At 64.5% G+C, this 13,583-nt stretch carries 18 protein-coding genes; 6 read left to right on the top strand and 12 right to left on the bottom strand.

The features are described 5' to 3' along the window. Positions 1-119: 119 nt before the first annotated feature. Entirely contained in the window at positions 120-683 is a 564-nt protein-coding gene (locus tag U1702_RS09390; RefSeq protein ID WP_332723753.1) for a CHAP domain-containing protein, read from the top strand. 39 nt (positions 684-722) lie between these two features. Here the strand turns inward: U1702_RS09390 and msrB are convergent, their stop codons facing one another. Further along, entirely contained in the window at positions 723-1,208 is a 486-nt protein-coding gene (gene msrB, locus U1702_RS09385) for a peptide-methionine (R)-S-oxide reductase MsrB (RefSeq protein ID WP_332723752.1), read from the bottom strand. Between the two features lie 118 nt (positions 1,209-1,326). Here msrB and U1702_RS09380 point away from each other — a divergent pair, with 118 nt between their 5' ends. After that, positions 1,327-1,590: a hypothetical protein gene (locus tag U1702_RS09380; protein WP_332723751.1), complete on the top strand. Its 264-nt coding sequence runs from the start codon at positions 1,327-1,329 to the stop codon at positions 1,588-1,590. Here the strand turns inward: U1702_RS09380 and U1702_RS09375 are convergent. The 3 genes from U1702_RS09375 to U1702_RS09365 form a co-directional block, all read right to left on the bottom strand. Then, on the bottom strand, positions 1,584-2,813 hold the full coding sequence (locus U1702_RS09375) for a cytochrome P450 (protein WP_332723750.1): 1,230 nt from the start codon (positions 2,811-2,813) through the stop codon (positions 1,584-1,586). The two genes, U1702_RS09380 and U1702_RS09375, sit on opposite strands and share 7 nt — an antisense overlap. A gap of 77 nt (positions 2,814-2,890) precedes the next feature. Continuing rightward, complete coding sequence (locus U1702_RS09370) at positions 2,891-4,123, bottom strand: ABC transporter permease (RefSeq protein ID WP_332723749.1); 1,233 nt, start codon at positions 4,121-4,123, stop codon at positions 2,891-2,893. Continuing rightward, the gene (locus U1702_RS09365) at positions 4,120-5,040 is read right to left on the bottom strand and encodes an ABC transporter ATP-binding protein (protein ID WP_332723748.1); all 921 of its coding nucleotides are present in this window, start codon (positions 5,038-5,040) and stop codon (positions 4,120-4,122) included. Before U1702_RS09365 ends, U1702_RS09370 begins: the two co-directional genes overlap by 4 nt. A 53-nt stretch (positions 5,041-5,093) precedes the next feature. On the opposite strand from U1702_RS09365, the gene queG reads away from it, so the two are divergent. Both queG and U1702_RS09355 read left to right on the top strand, forming a co-directional pair. Beyond that, positions 5,094-6,146: a tRNA epoxyqueuosine(34) reductase QueG gene (gene queG, locus U1702_RS09360; RefSeq protein WP_332723747.1), complete on the top strand. Its 1,053-nt coding sequence runs from the start codon at positions 5,094-5,096 to the stop codon at positions 6,144-6,146. A 14-nt stretch (positions 6,147-6,160) separates the two neighbouring features. Beyond that, positions 6,161-6,481: a hypothetical protein gene (locus U1702_RS09355; RefSeq protein ID WP_332723746.1), complete on the top strand. Its 321-nt coding sequence runs from the start codon at positions 6,161-6,163 to the stop codon at positions 6,479-6,481. 3 nt (positions 6,482-6,484) lie between these two features. Here the strand turns inward: U1702_RS09355 and U1702_RS09350 are convergent, their stop codons facing one another. After that, the gene (locus U1702_RS09350; RefSeq protein WP_332723745.1) at positions 6,485-6,856 is read right to left on the bottom strand and encodes a hypothetical protein; all 372 of its coding nucleotides are present in this window, start codon (positions 6,854-6,856) and stop codon (positions 6,485-6,487) included. Beyond that, the gene (locus U1702_RS09345; protein ID WP_332723744.1) at positions 6,853-7,533 is read right to left on the bottom strand and encodes an EI24 domain-containing protein; all 681 of its coding nucleotides are present in this window, start codon (positions 7,531-7,533) and stop codon (positions 6,853-6,855) included. Before U1702_RS09345 ends, U1702_RS09350 begins: the two co-directional genes overlap by 4 nt. A 116-nt stretch (positions 7,534-7,649) precedes the next feature. On the opposite strand from U1702_RS09345, the gene U1702_RS09340 reads away from it, so the two are divergent. Next, complete coding sequence (locus tag U1702_RS09340) at positions 7,650-8,645, top strand: adenosine kinase (RefSeq protein WP_332723743.1); 996 nt, start codon at positions 7,650-7,652, stop codon at positions 8,643-8,645. Between the two features lie 66 nt (positions 8,646-8,711). Beyond that, the gene (locus U1702_RS09335) at positions 8,712-9,662 is read left to right on the top strand and encodes an L-lactate dehydrogenase (RefSeq protein ID WP_332723742.1); all 951 of its coding nucleotides are present in this window, start codon (positions 8,712-8,714) and stop codon (positions 9,660-9,662) included. Positions 9,663-9,760: 98 nt separating this feature from the next. On the opposite strand, the gene U1702_RS09330 is transcribed toward U1702_RS09335, so the two are convergent. From U1702_RS09330 to hisF, 6 genes are all read right to left on the bottom strand, one after another. After that, on the bottom strand, positions 9,761-11,236 hold the full coding sequence (locus U1702_RS09330; RefSeq protein WP_332723741.1) for an amino acid permease: 1,476 nt from the start codon (positions 11,234-11,236) through the stop codon (positions 9,761-9,763). A 186-nt stretch (positions 11,237-11,422) separates the two neighbouring features. Then, positions 11,423-11,800, bottom strand: coding sequence for an HIT domain-containing protein (locus U1702_RS09325; protein WP_332723740.1), 378 nt, complete (start codon positions 11,798-11,800; stop codon positions 11,423-11,425). A 2-nt stretch (positions 11,801-11,802) separates the two neighbouring features. Next, positions 11,803-12,126, bottom strand: a complete 324-nt coding sequence (locus U1702_RS09320) for a phosphoribosyl-ATP diphosphatase (protein WP_332723739.1) — start codon at positions 12,124-12,126, stop codon at positions 11,803-11,805. Positions 12,127-12,158: 32 nt separating this feature from the next. Beyond that, positions 12,159-12,359: a hypothetical protein gene (locus tag U1702_RS09315; RefSeq protein WP_332723738.1), complete on the bottom strand. Its 201-nt coding sequence runs from the start codon at positions 12,357-12,359 to the stop codon at positions 12,159-12,161. Positions 12,360-12,400: 41 nt separating this feature from the next. Further along, complete coding sequence (locus U1702_RS09310; RefSeq protein WP_332723737.1) at positions 12,401-12,670, bottom strand: PEP-CTERM sorting domain-containing protein; 270 nt, start codon at positions 12,668-12,670, stop codon at positions 12,401-12,403. A gap of 83 nt (positions 12,671-12,753) precedes the next feature. Next, complete coding sequence (gene hisF, locus U1702_RS09305; protein WP_332723736.1) at positions 12,754-13,521, bottom strand: imidazole glycerol phosphate synthase subunit HisF; 768 nt, start codon at positions 13,519-13,521, stop codon at positions 12,754-12,756. Positions 13,522-13,583: the final 62 nt, after the last annotated feature.

Here is a 13,583-nt window from a genome sequence, read left to right as displayed (position 1 = left end):
CGGATTGTCAGTCATCGCCGCGATCAAACGCTTCGTCGGATAACCGGCGCGGTGGGGTAGGAGTGGCGGAACCATTCTGCCAACACCCCCTCAACGAGATTCGGGGTCGAGGGGACCACATGACAATCGGTAATTTCACAGCGCGATTTGCGCTGGTGGCAGCGCTTTGCCTTGCGACGATCGCCCCAGCCAACGCGCAATTCTGGCAGTGCGCGCCCTATGCCCGCGCGATTTCCGGCGTGAAGATTTTCGGCAATGCCCATACTTGGTGGGGTCAGGCTGCCGGTCGTTACGAGCGTGGCAACGAGCCGGTCGAGGGCGCGGTGATGTCGTTCGCGCCGACGCAGCGCATGCGGCTGGGCCATGTCGCAATGGTGTCGAAGGTGCTGAACGACCGCCAGGTGCTGCTGACCCATGCCAATTGGTCGCGCCGCGGCGGGGTCGAGAAGAATGTGATCGCGGTGGACGTGTCCGAGCGCGGCGACTGGAGCCGGGTGAAGGTATGGTTCGCCAGCAATGGCGGGCTGGGGACTTCGACGTTTCCGGTGAACGGTTTCATTTATTCGGGCCAGGCACCGAATAACGTGCCTGAGGTTCAGCCTGAGGTTGCCCCGTTCGGGCCGATTACGATCGCGTCGGTGGACTTGTCGCAGTTCGGGATCGAAACTTCGCTGCAGAAGTAAGAGGATCAGTTCTCCCCTCCCCGGTGCGGGACGAGTTGATCACGCGGCCCTGAAAGTCATTGCCACGCCGTTCATGCAATAGCGCTTGCCGGTCGGTTTCGGGCCGTCGTCGAACACATGGCCAAGATGGCCGCCGCAGCGGCGGCAGATGACTTCGGTGCGAGCGATGCCGAGCGAGCGATCCGTCTTGGTGAGTATGGCAGTTTTAAGCGGCGCGTAGAAGCTGGGCCAGCCGGTGCCGCTCTCGAACTTCGTGCGCGAACTGAACAGCGGGAGCGCGCATCCGGCGCAGGCGAAGATGCCGGTGCGCTTTTCCTTGTCGAGCGGGCTGGAGCCGGGGCGTTCGGTGCCTTCCTGTCGCAGCACGCGATATTGTGCCGGGGTGAGCTGCCTGCGCCATTCGGCGTCGGTGCGGGTGATTTCGAAGCGCTGGGCGGCCTCGCTTTCCTCCGCCGTGCAGCCGAATGTGACGGCAAGCGCGCCGGTGCCGGTCAGGGCGAGCAGATGGCGGCGGGTGACGGGCATGAGGGCGATCCTTGTAGCGTGCTGCTTGAGATACGTCGGAGAGCCGCTTTTGGTTTCACGGGCCGGAACCTTCGGCGCGCAGCCGCTTTATGCGATCATTGCAACCAGGACGAAATCCATGGCCTTTCAGCAACTTGATCCACCATTGCCGGTCCATGTCATCGACAAGGGATCGGGCTATGCTTTTGCCGTAATCGATTATGGGCAGGAGCATAATTTGATCTGGGTCACCGCGCTGGACGAGAGTGGTGAGATCTGGTGCGCGCCCAATCCGCTGGTACGGATGCACGGCAACTGGACGATGGGGCGCAAGCGGCCACCGGCGATCGAAGAAGCTAAGGCGAAATCATGTGGCACGATGCCGCCCGGTGCCACTCAATAGCGACTCAGTTCCACTGGCATCTTCTTGTAGCCGTGGACGAAGCAGGCAGCGACGCGCTCCGGCTCCGCGACGACATTCACGCGCAGACGGCGCTTGGCCATTTCCTCCATCAGCACGCCGATCTGAAGCTCGGCCAGCCGCGCGCCGACGCAGCGGTGGATGCCGTGGCCAAAAGCGAGGTGGCGGCGGGCGTTCGGGCGATCGACAATGATACGGTCGGCATTCTCGAATACGCTCTCATCGCGGTTGGCGGAAAGATACCACAGGACGAGCTTGTCGCCCTCGCGGATGTGTTGGCCCATCAGTTCGGCATCGGCGGTGGCCGTGCGGCGCATATGCGCCAGCGGCGTCTGCCAGCGGATGATTTCCTGAGTCGCGTTGGCGATCAGTGACGGATCGGCTTCGAGCTTCGCGCGCTCGTCGGGAAATTGTTCGAGCGCCCAGGCATAGGCCGACATCGAATTGCGCGTGGTGTCGTTGCCGCCGACGATGAGCAGGATGAGGTTCCCGAGGAACTCCATCTGGTCCATTTCCGCCATAGCGTCCGAATGGATCATCATCGAGATCAGGTCGGGGGTCGGTTCCTTGTCCAGCTTGGCATTCCACAGCGCGCCGAATTCGGAGGCGCACTGGAACAGGATGTTGCGACGTTCCTCTTTGCGCACCGGGTCCTTGGCGATCTCGATATCGCCGGCCCAGTCGGACCAATAGGTCAGTTTGCGGCGATCGGCCCAGGGGAAGTCGAACAGAAGCGCCAGCATCTGCGTGGTCAGCTCGATTGCGACGGTATCGACCCAGTCGAAGGTCTGCCCGACGGGGAGCGAGTCGAGCAGTTCGGCAGTGCGGGTGCGGATATCGGCGCTCATCCGCACCATTTCGGACGGCGTGAAGGCGGGCGCGACCGTGCGGCGCTGGCCAGTGTGCTTGGGCCTGTCCATCGCAATGAACATCGGCATGGCGATATCTCCCTCGACCAGATCGGCGACGGTGATGCCGCCCGCCTGTGACGAGTAGAGTTCTGGCAGCGATTCGACCTCGACGATCGGCTTATAGGAAGAGATCGACCAGTATGCGCCGAAGGGCGAGTTTTCGCAGCGATAGACCGGTGCCGTGGCGCGGAGTTGGCGGAAGGGTTCGTGCCAGGTGTCGTCGCGGTAGAGGCTTGCAAGGGTGACGTCGAGCGGGTCGGCGGTGGTCGCCGCTTCGCTTGCAAGGGTTGCCATGATTGCCACTCTCCGGATGTCGTTTGACTGGAGAGTGCCTTAACTGACAATTATGTCAATAGTGGTGCGGCGGGTTGCTATGCGGCCGCGGTCTTCTTCCGCCGGAACAGTTTCGGGCTGCCCGATTGCAGCACGCCGCGGCGGAACAGGCGGGCGGCGATGGTGACGGTGATCACCACCCACAGGGCTTGCCATGCGAGCGCGAGACCGTGACGCCACAGTTCGGCGGAGTTGGCGGCGCGGGCGGCCATGGCGAAGGGCGAGCTGAACGGGAAGAGTTCGGCGGCGGTGGCGACCCAGCTGTCAGGTTGTGCGGCGGCAGCAGAGGCAAAGCCGAACATGGCGACCTGGAAGATCGTGATCGGCAGCGAGAGCATTTGCAGTTCGCGCTGGGTCGATGCCTGTGCGCCGATGCCGAGGAAGACGGCGCCGAGCAGCATGTACGCCATCACGAAATAGGCGAGGAACAGCAGCGCGAAGGTCGGCAGGCCGACAGCCGGACCGACATCGGCGAAGGCGCGCGCGAAATTGGCGGGCAGCAAAGCGCCGACATTGAGAACGACCGTTCCCCAGAACAGGAGGAAAAGCAAAGCCACGCCGAACATGCCGAGCAGCTTGCCGAAGAACACGCTTTCGAGCGGAACGGCGGCGGCGAGGATTTCGATGACCTTGTTCGAGCGCTCCTCGGCCATCGTCCCGACGACCTGCCCCGCGAGCATCAGCGACACGATGAACAGGCCGAACACGGTGAAGAAGCCGGCCTGCCCCTGTCCGCTGGCGGAGGTGCCAGTGCGGACGACGGCGGTTTTCGTCGGCTCGCTGAGCGCGGCGGTGGACCCGGCTTTTTCGGCGAGCAGCACCTGTTCGGCGAGGACGATCATGTAATCGGCGGTGCGTGACCCGGCGGGACCATAAAGGATTTGCGGCTTTTCCAGCGGGCCGTAGAGCACCGCCGACGCCTCGATATCCTTGCGCTCGAACAAGGCGCGGGCCTGTCGCTCGGCATTTTCGCCCGGTGCCTCGACGATCAGCTGAGGCGGGCGTTCGCTGGTTCGATAGATCTGGCGCAAGTCGCGGTCGACCAGAATGGCGGTGCGCGTTCGCTCGCCGCTGCCGATCAGGACGATGCGGGCCTTTTCGTTGCCGCTCTTGGCCATCGTCGCAGCACCCATGCCACCGACGGTGCCGAATGCCAGCATCATCAGCGGGGCGAGCAGGAAGAGCAGGAAGGTGGGGGTGAATACCGTTGCCACGAAATCGCGACGGGCGATGGTCATGGTCTGGCGGGTGAGGCGGCGCAGGCTGCTCATGCTGCGGTCTCCTGCGCGGCGGCTTCGAGTGCTTCGGCGCCGACGATCTTGACAAACACGTCGTGGAGCGTGGGTCGCTCGATCGACAGGCCGGAAATGCCATAGCCCGCGGCGATGAGTTTGGTCAGCAAGGATTCGATGCCGCCATCCGGCATGATGAAGCGCCAGCCGTCGCCGTCGCGGTCGGCATCGGCGGGGAGGAGGGCGCGGATATTCTCGTCCGGGTGGTGCGGCACATAATGCGCCTTGAACGGGAGCGTGGCGCGGGCGTCGGTCATGCTGCCCTCGAAGCGGACTTTGCCACCGGCGATAATGGTAAGGCGGTCGCACAGCCGCTCGGCATGCGCCATGACATGTGTGGAAAACAGGATCGTCGCGCCGCGATCCCGCTCGGCCAGAATCAGTTTTTCGAGGCGCTCTTGGTTTACGGGGTCGAGGCCGGAAAAGGGTTCGTCGAGGACGAGCAGGTCGGGTTGATGGACGATCGAGCCGAGCAGCTGGACGAGCTGGGCCATGCCCTTGGACAGTTTCCTGATCTTCTGGTCGATGGCGTGGCCGAGACCGGCGGCTTCCATCAGTTCCGCGCCGCGCTTGCGCCCGGTCTTCCAGTCGAGGCCGCGAAGCGCGCCCATGAAGGCGATCGCCTGCACGGTCTTCATCGATGGGTATAGGCCGCGTTCCTCGGGCAGATAGCCGACCTGGTCGCTGACATCGCGGGGATTGGCGTTGCCGAGCAGGGTACGGGTGCCGCTATCCGGCTCGATAATGCCGAGCAGCATCCGCAACGTCGTGGTCTTGCCCGCGCCATTGGGACCGAGGACGCCATAGATCATGCCGGTGGGGACGGCGATGTTCACGCCATCGACCACGCGCCGGTCCCCGAACCGCTTCACCAGACCGGAGGCGGTGACCGCCATTTCACTACGCAACAGGAATCCCCTCGATTGTCCGTCCGTGGTAGCGGGGGGTGATGTATGAAGGCAAGCCACTCGAAGACGCTATCCGCGAAAAGGCGGTGGAGTTGGGCTTTGCTGCGTGCGGAATTGCGCGCGCGGACGCGGCACCGCGATCGGGCGAGCGACTGCGGCAATGGCTGGCCGAGGGGCGGCATGGCGACATGATCTGGATGGAGGAACGCGCGCATCACCGCGAAAGTCCGGGCGGATTGTGGCCGGAGGTGCGGTCGGTGATCGCGCTGGGGATGAGCTATGCACCTGCGGTCAATCCGCTGGCACTGGAAGGGGTCGGGGATCGCGGGCGGATATCGGTCTATGCGCAAGGGGCCGACTATCACGATGTCGTGAAGAAGGCGCTGAAGGCGCTGGGGCGATGGCTGGCGAGCGAGGCCGGGTGCGATCTGAAGGTGTTCGTCGATACTGCGCCGGTGATGGAAAAGCCGCTGGCTGAGGCGGCGGGGCTGGGGTGGCAGGGGAAGCATACCAATCTGGTGAGCCGCGAACATGGCAGCTGGCTGTTCCTGGGAGCGATTTATACGACGCTGGTACTGGCGCCGGATGTGGCGGGCAGCGATACCTGTGGGTCATGCGATGCGTGCCAGCGTGCGTGCCCGACCGATGCCTTTCCCGAGCCCTACCGACTGGATGCGCGGCGGTGCATTTCGTATCTGACGATCGAGCATAAAGGGCCGATCCCGCACGAGTTCCGCGAGCGGATCGGCAACCGGATTTATGGCTGTGACGATTGTCTGGCGGTGTGCCCGTGGAACAAGTTCGCCAGTGCGGCGGCGGCGAATCTCGCGTTTGCGCCGCGCGCCGAGCTGACTGCACCCGCGCTGGCGGATTTGCTGGCGCTGGACGATGCCGCATTCCGGCAGGTGTTTTCGGGATCACCGATCAAGCGGATCGGACGCGACCGGATGGTGCGCAACTGCCTGATCGCGGCGGGGAACAGTGGGGATGCAGCATTGTTGCCGGTGGTGGAGGGGTTGCTGGGCGATCCCGATGCGGTGGTGCGCGAAGCGGCGGAATGGGCGATGATGCGGCTGCAATCGGGAGAGCGATGATGCGTGGATTTCAAATGTTGCTGGTACTGCTGTGGATCGTGCTGGCGGGCTATACGGCGGTGGTGATCGGCGAGCATGGGTTGAACCTGTTGCCGATCTTCTTCGGCGACATCGCGCAGCTGGTATGGCCCGGGCAGTTCAATCTGGATTTTCTGTGCTTCCTGATCCTGTCGGCGCTGTGGACGGCGTGGCGCAACGGCTTTTCAGCGGTTGGGTTGGCGCTGGCACCGGTCGCGCTTCTGGGCGGGGCGGGATTTCTGTTGCCCTATCTACTGTGGCTGAGCGTGCGCGAAGGCGGCGATGTTCGGCGCGTGATGCTTGGGGTTAACGCCTGACGATTATTTTCCCGCCCGGCTGGCCCTGAGCGCTGCGGCGCAGCTGGACTGGTCGATGGGCGAGCCGTCGCGCTGGCGGGTTTCGGCGAAGGTGACGGTGGAGTCGCCGCGCCCGGATTTGGGCGGGTAGAGATAGGCGTCGAGCACGCAGATCGGACCGGTGAACTGGAGTTTGCGCGCCGAACCCTCGCTGATGTCGAGCGTGGGTTTGCCGAACTGGGCGACCAGACCGGCGCTGTTCTGACCCAGCACGCCGGTGAGCGCCGACATCCCCTGTGGCACTGGAATCGGCGCGGCGCGGCCGGGCGGGGGCGTGTTGCCGGCGGTGCAGCCTGCGAGCAGGACGAGCGCGGCGGCACTTGCGAACAGTTTCACTTGGTTCTCCGGTGGAACAGATGCGTCGCCATCGCCGCACCGACAATGGGCGCGATCAGATTGACTACGGGCAAGAAGAACAGCGCGGTTCCGGCGGCACCAGTGGCAAAACGGGTGACGCGGGTGGTGGCGCGCCAGCGACGCAGGTCTGCGGCGGGCATGTGGCGCACCGCGACCATGTCGCCCAGGTCGCGGCCCAGCAGCCAGCTGTTGACCAGAAAGAACGCGATCGGTGTGCCGACGCCGGTGACGAACAGCAGGATATAGACGGGGGAGAAAGCGAGGTTGGCAAGGACCGCGCGCGCCGCCGATCGTGCGCCCATTGCGGCGGAACGGGCAAAGGAGACATCGCGGGCGGCGGCGAAGCGTTCGGGATAATGTTTCGCCTCGACCGCGTGGACGACTTCGTCCGCGAACACACCGATCACGGCGATGGCAATGACGCGGAACAGCAGCCACGCGCCGAGCAGGGCAACGAGTAGCGCGGCGGCGGCGGCGAGGCTGGCGGTGCTCTGGCTGGCGGCGAAGTAGCGCGCGACAAGGGCTTCCGTCCCGAGCCACAAGCCCGCGCCGAGCGCCGCGAAGATCGCCAGCGTCACCAGCATCGATTTGGCAAACACCGCAACGATGCGTCGGTCGCCCAGCTGGCGGATCGAAAGGAGCAGCGCATTCAGCATTGCGGCATGGATGGGCCGGGGTGGGCCGCCAAGTCAACGCAGTTGCGCCGACGCGCGCCCTACACTAGGCGCGCGACAATCCATTTTCAGCATTTTCGGCATTTTCGGAGAGCAACGTGACCGCAATCACCCATGACGTCGTCGCCATCGGTAACGCCATCGTCGACATTCTGGCGCAGGCCGAGGACAGCTTCATCGAGGAAATCGGCGTTGCCAAGGGTTCGATGCAGCTGATGTTCTCGCCCGAAGAGGCCGACGCGCTATACGCGAAAATGGGGCCGGGGCGTGAGGTTTCCGGCGGATCGGCGGCGAACACGGTGGCGGGGATGGCCGCTTTGGGCAGCCGTTGCGCGTTCATCGGTCAGGTCGCCGACGATCAGCTTGGCGAAGTGTTCGCGCATGACTTGCGCGCGACCGGGGTCGATTTCGACACGGCCGTGCGTGATGGTCAGCCAACCACGGCGCGCTGCCTGATCTTCGTGACGCCGGACGGGCAGCGGACGATGAACACGTTTCTGGGCGCGTCGCAGTTCCTGCCCGCCGCCGCGCTGGACCGCGATGTCATCGCGGGCGGGGCGATCCTGTATCTCGAAGGCTATTTGTGGGATCCGGAAGAGCCGCGCGCGGCGATGCGGGCGGCGATCGACATTGCGCGCGGGGCAGGGCGAAAGGTGGCGTTCACGCTGTCCGACGTGTTCTGCATCAGCCGCCACGGCGGCGATTTCCGCGCGCTGATCGCCGAAGGGTTGGTCGATATATTGTTCGCCAACGAGAATGAGTTGCTGGCGCTGGCCGAGGTCGAGGATTTCGAGGCTGCGCTGACGAAGATCGCGGCGCAGGTGCCGGTGCTGGTGGTGACGCGCAGTGAGCGGGGCGCGATTGCCGTCGCCAATGGCGAGCGGGTTTCGGTCGCCGCCGAGCCGATCGACAAGGTAGTGGACACGACCGGCGCGGGCGATCTGTTCGCGGCGGGCTTCTTGCACGGACAGGCGCAGGGCTGGGACGTCGGCAAATCGCTGAAGCTGGGCGCGGCCTGCGCGGCGGAGATCATCAGCCATTATGGCGCGCGGCCCGAAGCGGATTTGAAGGCGGTGGCGGCGAAGCTGGGATAGGGGCCTATCCGCGCGCGCATTGGGACCGATTAGGGGCAATGTGGATTGCGGCCTATAGCCCCCGCAATGTCACATATTCCCCAAGCCGCGCGTAGCCGAATCGCCTTTGTCGGTGCCGGGCATGTCGGCGCGACCGCCGCCTATGCGATCATGCTGCGTGCGCTATTCGAGGAAATCGTCTTGATCGATCGGGACGGCGACCTGGCCCGGGCCGAGGCCGCCGATCTGGCCGATGCCAATGCGCTGGCCCGACCCGCGCGGATCTGGGCCGGCTCCTATGCCGACGCCGCGTCGGCGCAGATTGCGGTGATTACGGCCGGTGCCGCCTCGCATGGCAGTGAAACCCGGCTGTCGCTGGCGTCGCGCAGCGCGGTGATCGTCGCGGAATGCGCGCGCGGTTTGGCCGAAGCGGGTTTTGGCGGTGTTCTGATCGTCGCGTCGAACCCCGTCGATTTGATGACCGTCGTCGCAATGCGCAACGCAGGCCTTCCGCCGGCCAGCGTGATCGGAACCGGAACGCTGCTCGACACCAGCCGCCTTAAACAAGCATTGTCACGGGCGCTGAACGTCGCACCGAGCGCGATCGAGGGTTATGTTCTGGGCGAGCATGGCGACAGCGAAGTCGCGGCATTCTCGACCGTCCGTATCGGGGGACAACCGGTCGCAAGCTTCGCCGCCGATGGACCCGATTACGAGTCCGACAAGATCGCCGTGGACGTCCGGGATGCGGGGTATCGGATTATCGAGGGCAAGGGGTACACATCGTTTGGCATTGCCACCGCGATCGTGCGTATCTGTGAAGCCGTGGCGCGCGATGAGCGAGCTGTGCTCCCGATCAGTGCCTGGGCGGGTCAGACGCTCGATTTTGGCGACATCTGCTTCAGCGTGCCGTGCATCATCGGCGGCAATGGCGTCGAGCGTATCCTGCGACCAGTGCTGACGCCGAACGAGGAAACTGCATTGCGGGCGTCCGCTACGACATTGGCAAAGGCATTGGCGGTATTGGACGGCGCGTAGTGGTGGCGAAACGCTGAAATCTTCTTCGGATCAGCTGGACCACCAAATGAAAAGGGGAGGCCGAAGCCTCCCCTTTCCGAATTTCGATCGGGTTCCGATCAGGGCTGTTCGCCGACCGGGGCGACATATTCGCCCATGTCGGGCGCGTCGTCCTGCGGCTCGCCATGCTGGAGGTTCGAGTTCCAGATGCCGTAAACGAAATACAGCACCACCGCCCCGAGCATGTACCAAAGGAAGAATTGCAGCACGGCCCACGGCACCGTCGTGATGAGATAGATGCACGACAGGATACCCGCTGCCGGCAGCACCGGATACAGCGGAACCTTGAAACCGCGTGGCAGTTCGGGCGCGGCGCGGCGCAGGTAGATGACCGAGAGGCACACGATCGCAAATGCCGCGAGCGTACCGACCGAGGTCATGTCGCCGAGCACGTTGATGTCGAAGAAGCCCGCCGCGATTGCGGTGATGATGCCGACCACGATCGTGTTGATGTACGGCGTCTTGAACTTCGGATGGACGATAGCGAACACCTTCGGCAACAGGCCGTCGCGGGCCATGGTGTAGAAGATGCGGGTCTGGGCATACATCAGCACCAGCACCACCGACGTCAGGCCGATGATTGCGCCGATCTTAATCGTCTTGGCCAGCCAGCTCCACTGCGCGCCGAAATTATCGACCACCACCGCGACCGGATCGGGCACGTTCAGCTGACCATAAGGCACGAGCAACGTCATGATCGCAGCCACCAGCATGTAGATGACCGTGCAGACGACGAGCGAGCCGATGATGCCGAACGGCATATCCTTGGCCGGATTCTTGGCTTCCTGCCCTGCGGTCGAAACAGCCTCAAACCCGATATAGGCAAAGAACACGATCGATGCGGCGCGCATGATGCCATCGACGCCGAACTTGCCCTCACCTTCCGATGGGGGGATGAACGGGGTCCAGTTCTTGGCCGCGAGATCGCCGAAATTGGCAAGGACGATGAGGCCGCCGACGACGATGAAGGCGACCAGCACGCTGACCTTGATCGCGACGATGACGTTATTGACCTTGGCCGATTCGGACACGCCGACGACCAGCAGGCACGACAGCGCGAGACAGATGAGGAAGGCCGGAAGGTTGAAGATCGTGGTGACCGTCTGGCCATCGACGACCACTGCCGCGCCGTCCTTCATCAGCGTGTAGCCCGCCGGGCCGGTGAATTGCGGCGGTATCTGTAGCCCAAAATCGGCGAGCAAACTGACCACATAGCCGCCCCATCCGACCGCCACGACCGAGGCCGCGAGCCCGTATTCGAGGAGGAGCAGTGCGCCCATCACCCAGGCGACGAACTCGCCGAGCGTGGCATAGCCATAGGTGTAAGCGGACCCCGACACGGGCAGGGTGGAGGAAAGTTCGGCATAGCATAGACCCGCAAAGGCGCAGACGATGCCGGCGACCACGAAGGACAGGAGCACGGCGGGGCCGGCATGAAGCGCGGCCGCGCTACCGGTACGGACGAAGATACCCGCGCCGATGATACATCCGACACCCAAGAACAACAGGTTCCATTTGCCGAGCGTTCGCTTCAATTCGCTTGAAGCCGTTTCCCGTTGAACCTGTGCGATCGATTTTCGCGCAAACATGCGCGTTACGATCCCCGCCTTGGGTGCTGTTGCCATCAATGTTCCCCCGCGCCCTGAAACGCGCTTTTAGAGTTGTTATTGCGCGGGAGCCTAAACGCAAATCGACCGCGCGCAATCCCCCAATAGCGCGGCTCATCGCGCCAGCATTGGACCCAGCGGCTGTCCGGCGAGAATATGGACGTGGAGGTGGGGAATCTCCTGCCCTGAATGCAGGCCGGTATTGGCGAGCAGGCGATAGCCGGGTTCGACCAGCCTTGCTTCACGCGCGACGAGGCCGACGGCGCGAGCAAACCCTGCGATTTCGGCATCCGATGCGCGGGCCGTGAAATCGTCCCATGAGACGTAAGGGCCGCGCGGGATCACCAGCATGTGATAGGGGGCGACCGGGTTCAGGTCGTAAAAGGCGACGGCGTAATCGTCTTCATACACGCGCTTGGACGGGATTTCGTCGCGCAGGATGCGGGCGAAGATGTTCTGGTCGTCATAGGGGAGGGTGGCGTCGATGGGCATGGTCAGGCTCCCGGTCGGCTGGCTTTCTCTTCGATGCCCGACAGGCCTTCTCTCCGCGCGAGTTCGGTGCGGACGTCGTCGAGGGACAGCTCCATGTCGGCGAGCAGGATGAGGAGGTGGAAAAGCAGGTCGGCGGCTTCGCCGGTCAGGCCGGTGCGGTCGTTCTGGACGGCGGCGATGGCGGCTTCGACGGCTTCCTCGCCGACCTTTTGCGCGATCTTGGCGCGGCCTTTGGCGGTGAGTTTGGCGACATAGGAGGTGGATGGATCGGCGGTGCGGCGTTCGCGGATCACTGCTTCCAGCGCGTCGAGAATGTCGGTGGCCATAGGCTATGCAGTCAATCAGCGCGCGCCGGGTGTCAATCCTTGGGTGCGATAGGCTTGGGTGCTTTCCGCGCGCGGCGGCGCATCGTGCGCTGGGCGAGCCAGATGCCGCCCGCCGCCATCGCCGCGAGCGCGAGGTCGGACAACTCGGGCATCGATCGCCGCGTGACCGCCCCGCTATGCGCGGCGAGCGCGGGAGCTGTGGTGAGCAGCAGGAGGAGCAAGGCGCGGATCATGCGGCGAGCTTAATTCGGCACCCCTGCCAAATGATGAAGGATCAGTCGGGCTTGCGGCGCTGACGGCGCATGATCGCGGCGCCAGCGATGCCCAATGCGAACAGGCCGATTGCGGCGGGCTCCGGGATCGAGGTCGGCGTGGTGGTAGGCGTGCTGCCGCTCTTGCCGGGGGGCAGCGGAGTAGAGGATGCGGGCGGCGTGTCGGCGGCGAAGGCTGGCGCGACCGGTAGCGCGATGGCGGCGGCGCAGATGGCCAGTCGGATGGCGAAGATCACGAAATTCTCCCTGTCGATACGGGAGAACGGCAGCAAGAATGCGGCCAAGTGATGAAATGACAACAATTACAATGACATAGATAGTTAATCATGTGGCGCCCAATTGGGTAACTGTAAAGTTAACCGGCAGTGCGCACCGGGATCCCGGCGGCGGCGAGCGCGGCATGGGCGTCGGCGATGCTGGCCTCGCCGAAATGGAAGATCGATGCGGCGAGGACGGCGCTGGCATGGCCGTCGCGGATTCCGGCGACGAGGTGGTCGAGATTGCCGACGCCGCCGGATGCAACGACGGGGATGGTGACCTGATCGGCGATGGTGCGGATGAGGTCGAGGTCGTAGCCGTCGCGCGTCCCGTCGCGGTCCATCGAGGTGAGCAGGATTTCGCCTGCGCCGAGCCGGGCGAGGTTGAGCGCGTGTTCGACGGCGTCGATGCCGGTGGGCTTGCGCCCGCCATGGGTGAACACCTCCCAACGGCCGGGGGCGACGCTGCGGGCATCGACCGAGGCAACGACGCACTGGCTGCCGAAACGATCGGCGATGTCGCTGACGACTTCCGGGCGGGTGACGGCGGCGGAGTTCACCGCGACCTTGTCCGCGCCCGCGAGTAGGAGCGCGCGGGCGTCCTCCGGCGTGCGGACGCCGCCGCCGACGGTAAGCGGCATGAAACAGACTTCGGCGGTGCGGCGGACGACGTCGATGATCGTGCCGCGTGCCTCGTGGCTGGCGGTGATGTCCAGGAAGCAGAGTTCGTCGGCCCCGGCGGCGTCATAGGCGCGGGCTTGCTCGACCGGATCGCCGGCATCGCGCAGGTTCACGAAGTTCACGCCCTTCACGACACGGCCATTGGCGACGTCGAGACAGGGGATTACGCGCGCGCGGACGGTCACGCGGCGACGCCGTCGCCCCGGCGAAAGCCGGGGTCTCGTGCGGCGGGCTGCTCGCTATGCGG

The organism is Sphingomonas sp. LT1P40, assembly GCF_036663835.1.
In the GTDB taxonomy this organism is placed as follows: Bacteria; Pseudomonadota; Alphaproteobacteria; order Sphingomonadales; family Sphingomonadaceae; genus Sphingomonas.
This window is presented reverse-complemented; position numbering and strand designations above follow the sequence as displayed.

Bases quoted from the DNA above. Each gene is read 5' to 3' on its own strand.
- queG (WP_332723747.1), top strand. From the start codon at position 5,094: ATGTATGAAGGCAAGCCACTCGAAGACGCTATCCGCGAAAAGGCGGTG.
- U1702_RS09320 (WP_332723739.1), bottom strand. From the start codon at position 12,126: ATGGCCACCGACATTCTCGACGCGCTGGAAGCAGTGATCCGCGAACGC.
- U1702_RS09375 (WP_332723750.1), bottom strand. From the start codon at position 2,813: ATGGCAACCCTTGCAAGCGAAGCGGCGACCACCGCCGACCCGCTCGAC.
- U1702_RS09335 (WP_332723742.1), top strand. From the start codon at position 8,712: ATGTCACATATTCCCCAAGCCGCGCGTAGCCGAATCGCCTTTGTCGGT.
- U1702_RS09390 (WP_332723753.1), top strand. From the start codon at position 120: ATGACAATCGGTAATTTCACAGCGCGATTTGCGCTGGTGGCAGCGCTT.
- U1702_RS09325 (WP_332723740.1), bottom strand. From the start codon at position 11,800: ATGCCCATCGACGCCACCCTCCCCTATGACGACCAGAACATCTTCGCC.
- U1702_RS09370 (WP_332723749.1), bottom strand. From the start codon at position 4,123: ATGAGCAGCCTGCGCCGCCTCACCCGCCAGACCATGACCATCGCCCGT.
- U1702_RS09355 (WP_332723746.1), top strand. From the start codon at position 6,161: ATGTTGCTGGTACTGCTGTGGATCGTGCTGGCGGGCTATACGGCGGTG.
- msrB (WP_332723752.1), bottom strand. From the start codon at position 1,208: ATGCCCGTCACCCGCCGCCATCTGCTCGCCCTGACCGGCACCGGCGCG.
- U1702_RS09380 (WP_332723751.1), top strand. From the start codon at position 1,327: ATGGCCTTTCAGCAACTTGATCCACCATTGCCGGTCCATGTCATCGAC.
- U1702_RS09345 (WP_332723744.1), bottom strand. From the start codon at position 7,533: ATGCTGAATGCGCTGCTCCTTTCGATCCGCCAGCTGGGCGACCGACGC.
- U1702_RS09365 (WP_332723748.1), bottom strand. From the start codon at position 5,040: ATGGCGGTCACCGCCTCCGGTCTGGTGAAGCGGTTCGGGGACCGGCGC.
- U1702_RS09315 (WP_332723738.1), bottom strand. From the start codon at position 12,359: ATGATCCGCGCCTTGCTCCTCCTGCTGCTCACCACAGCTCCCGCGCTC.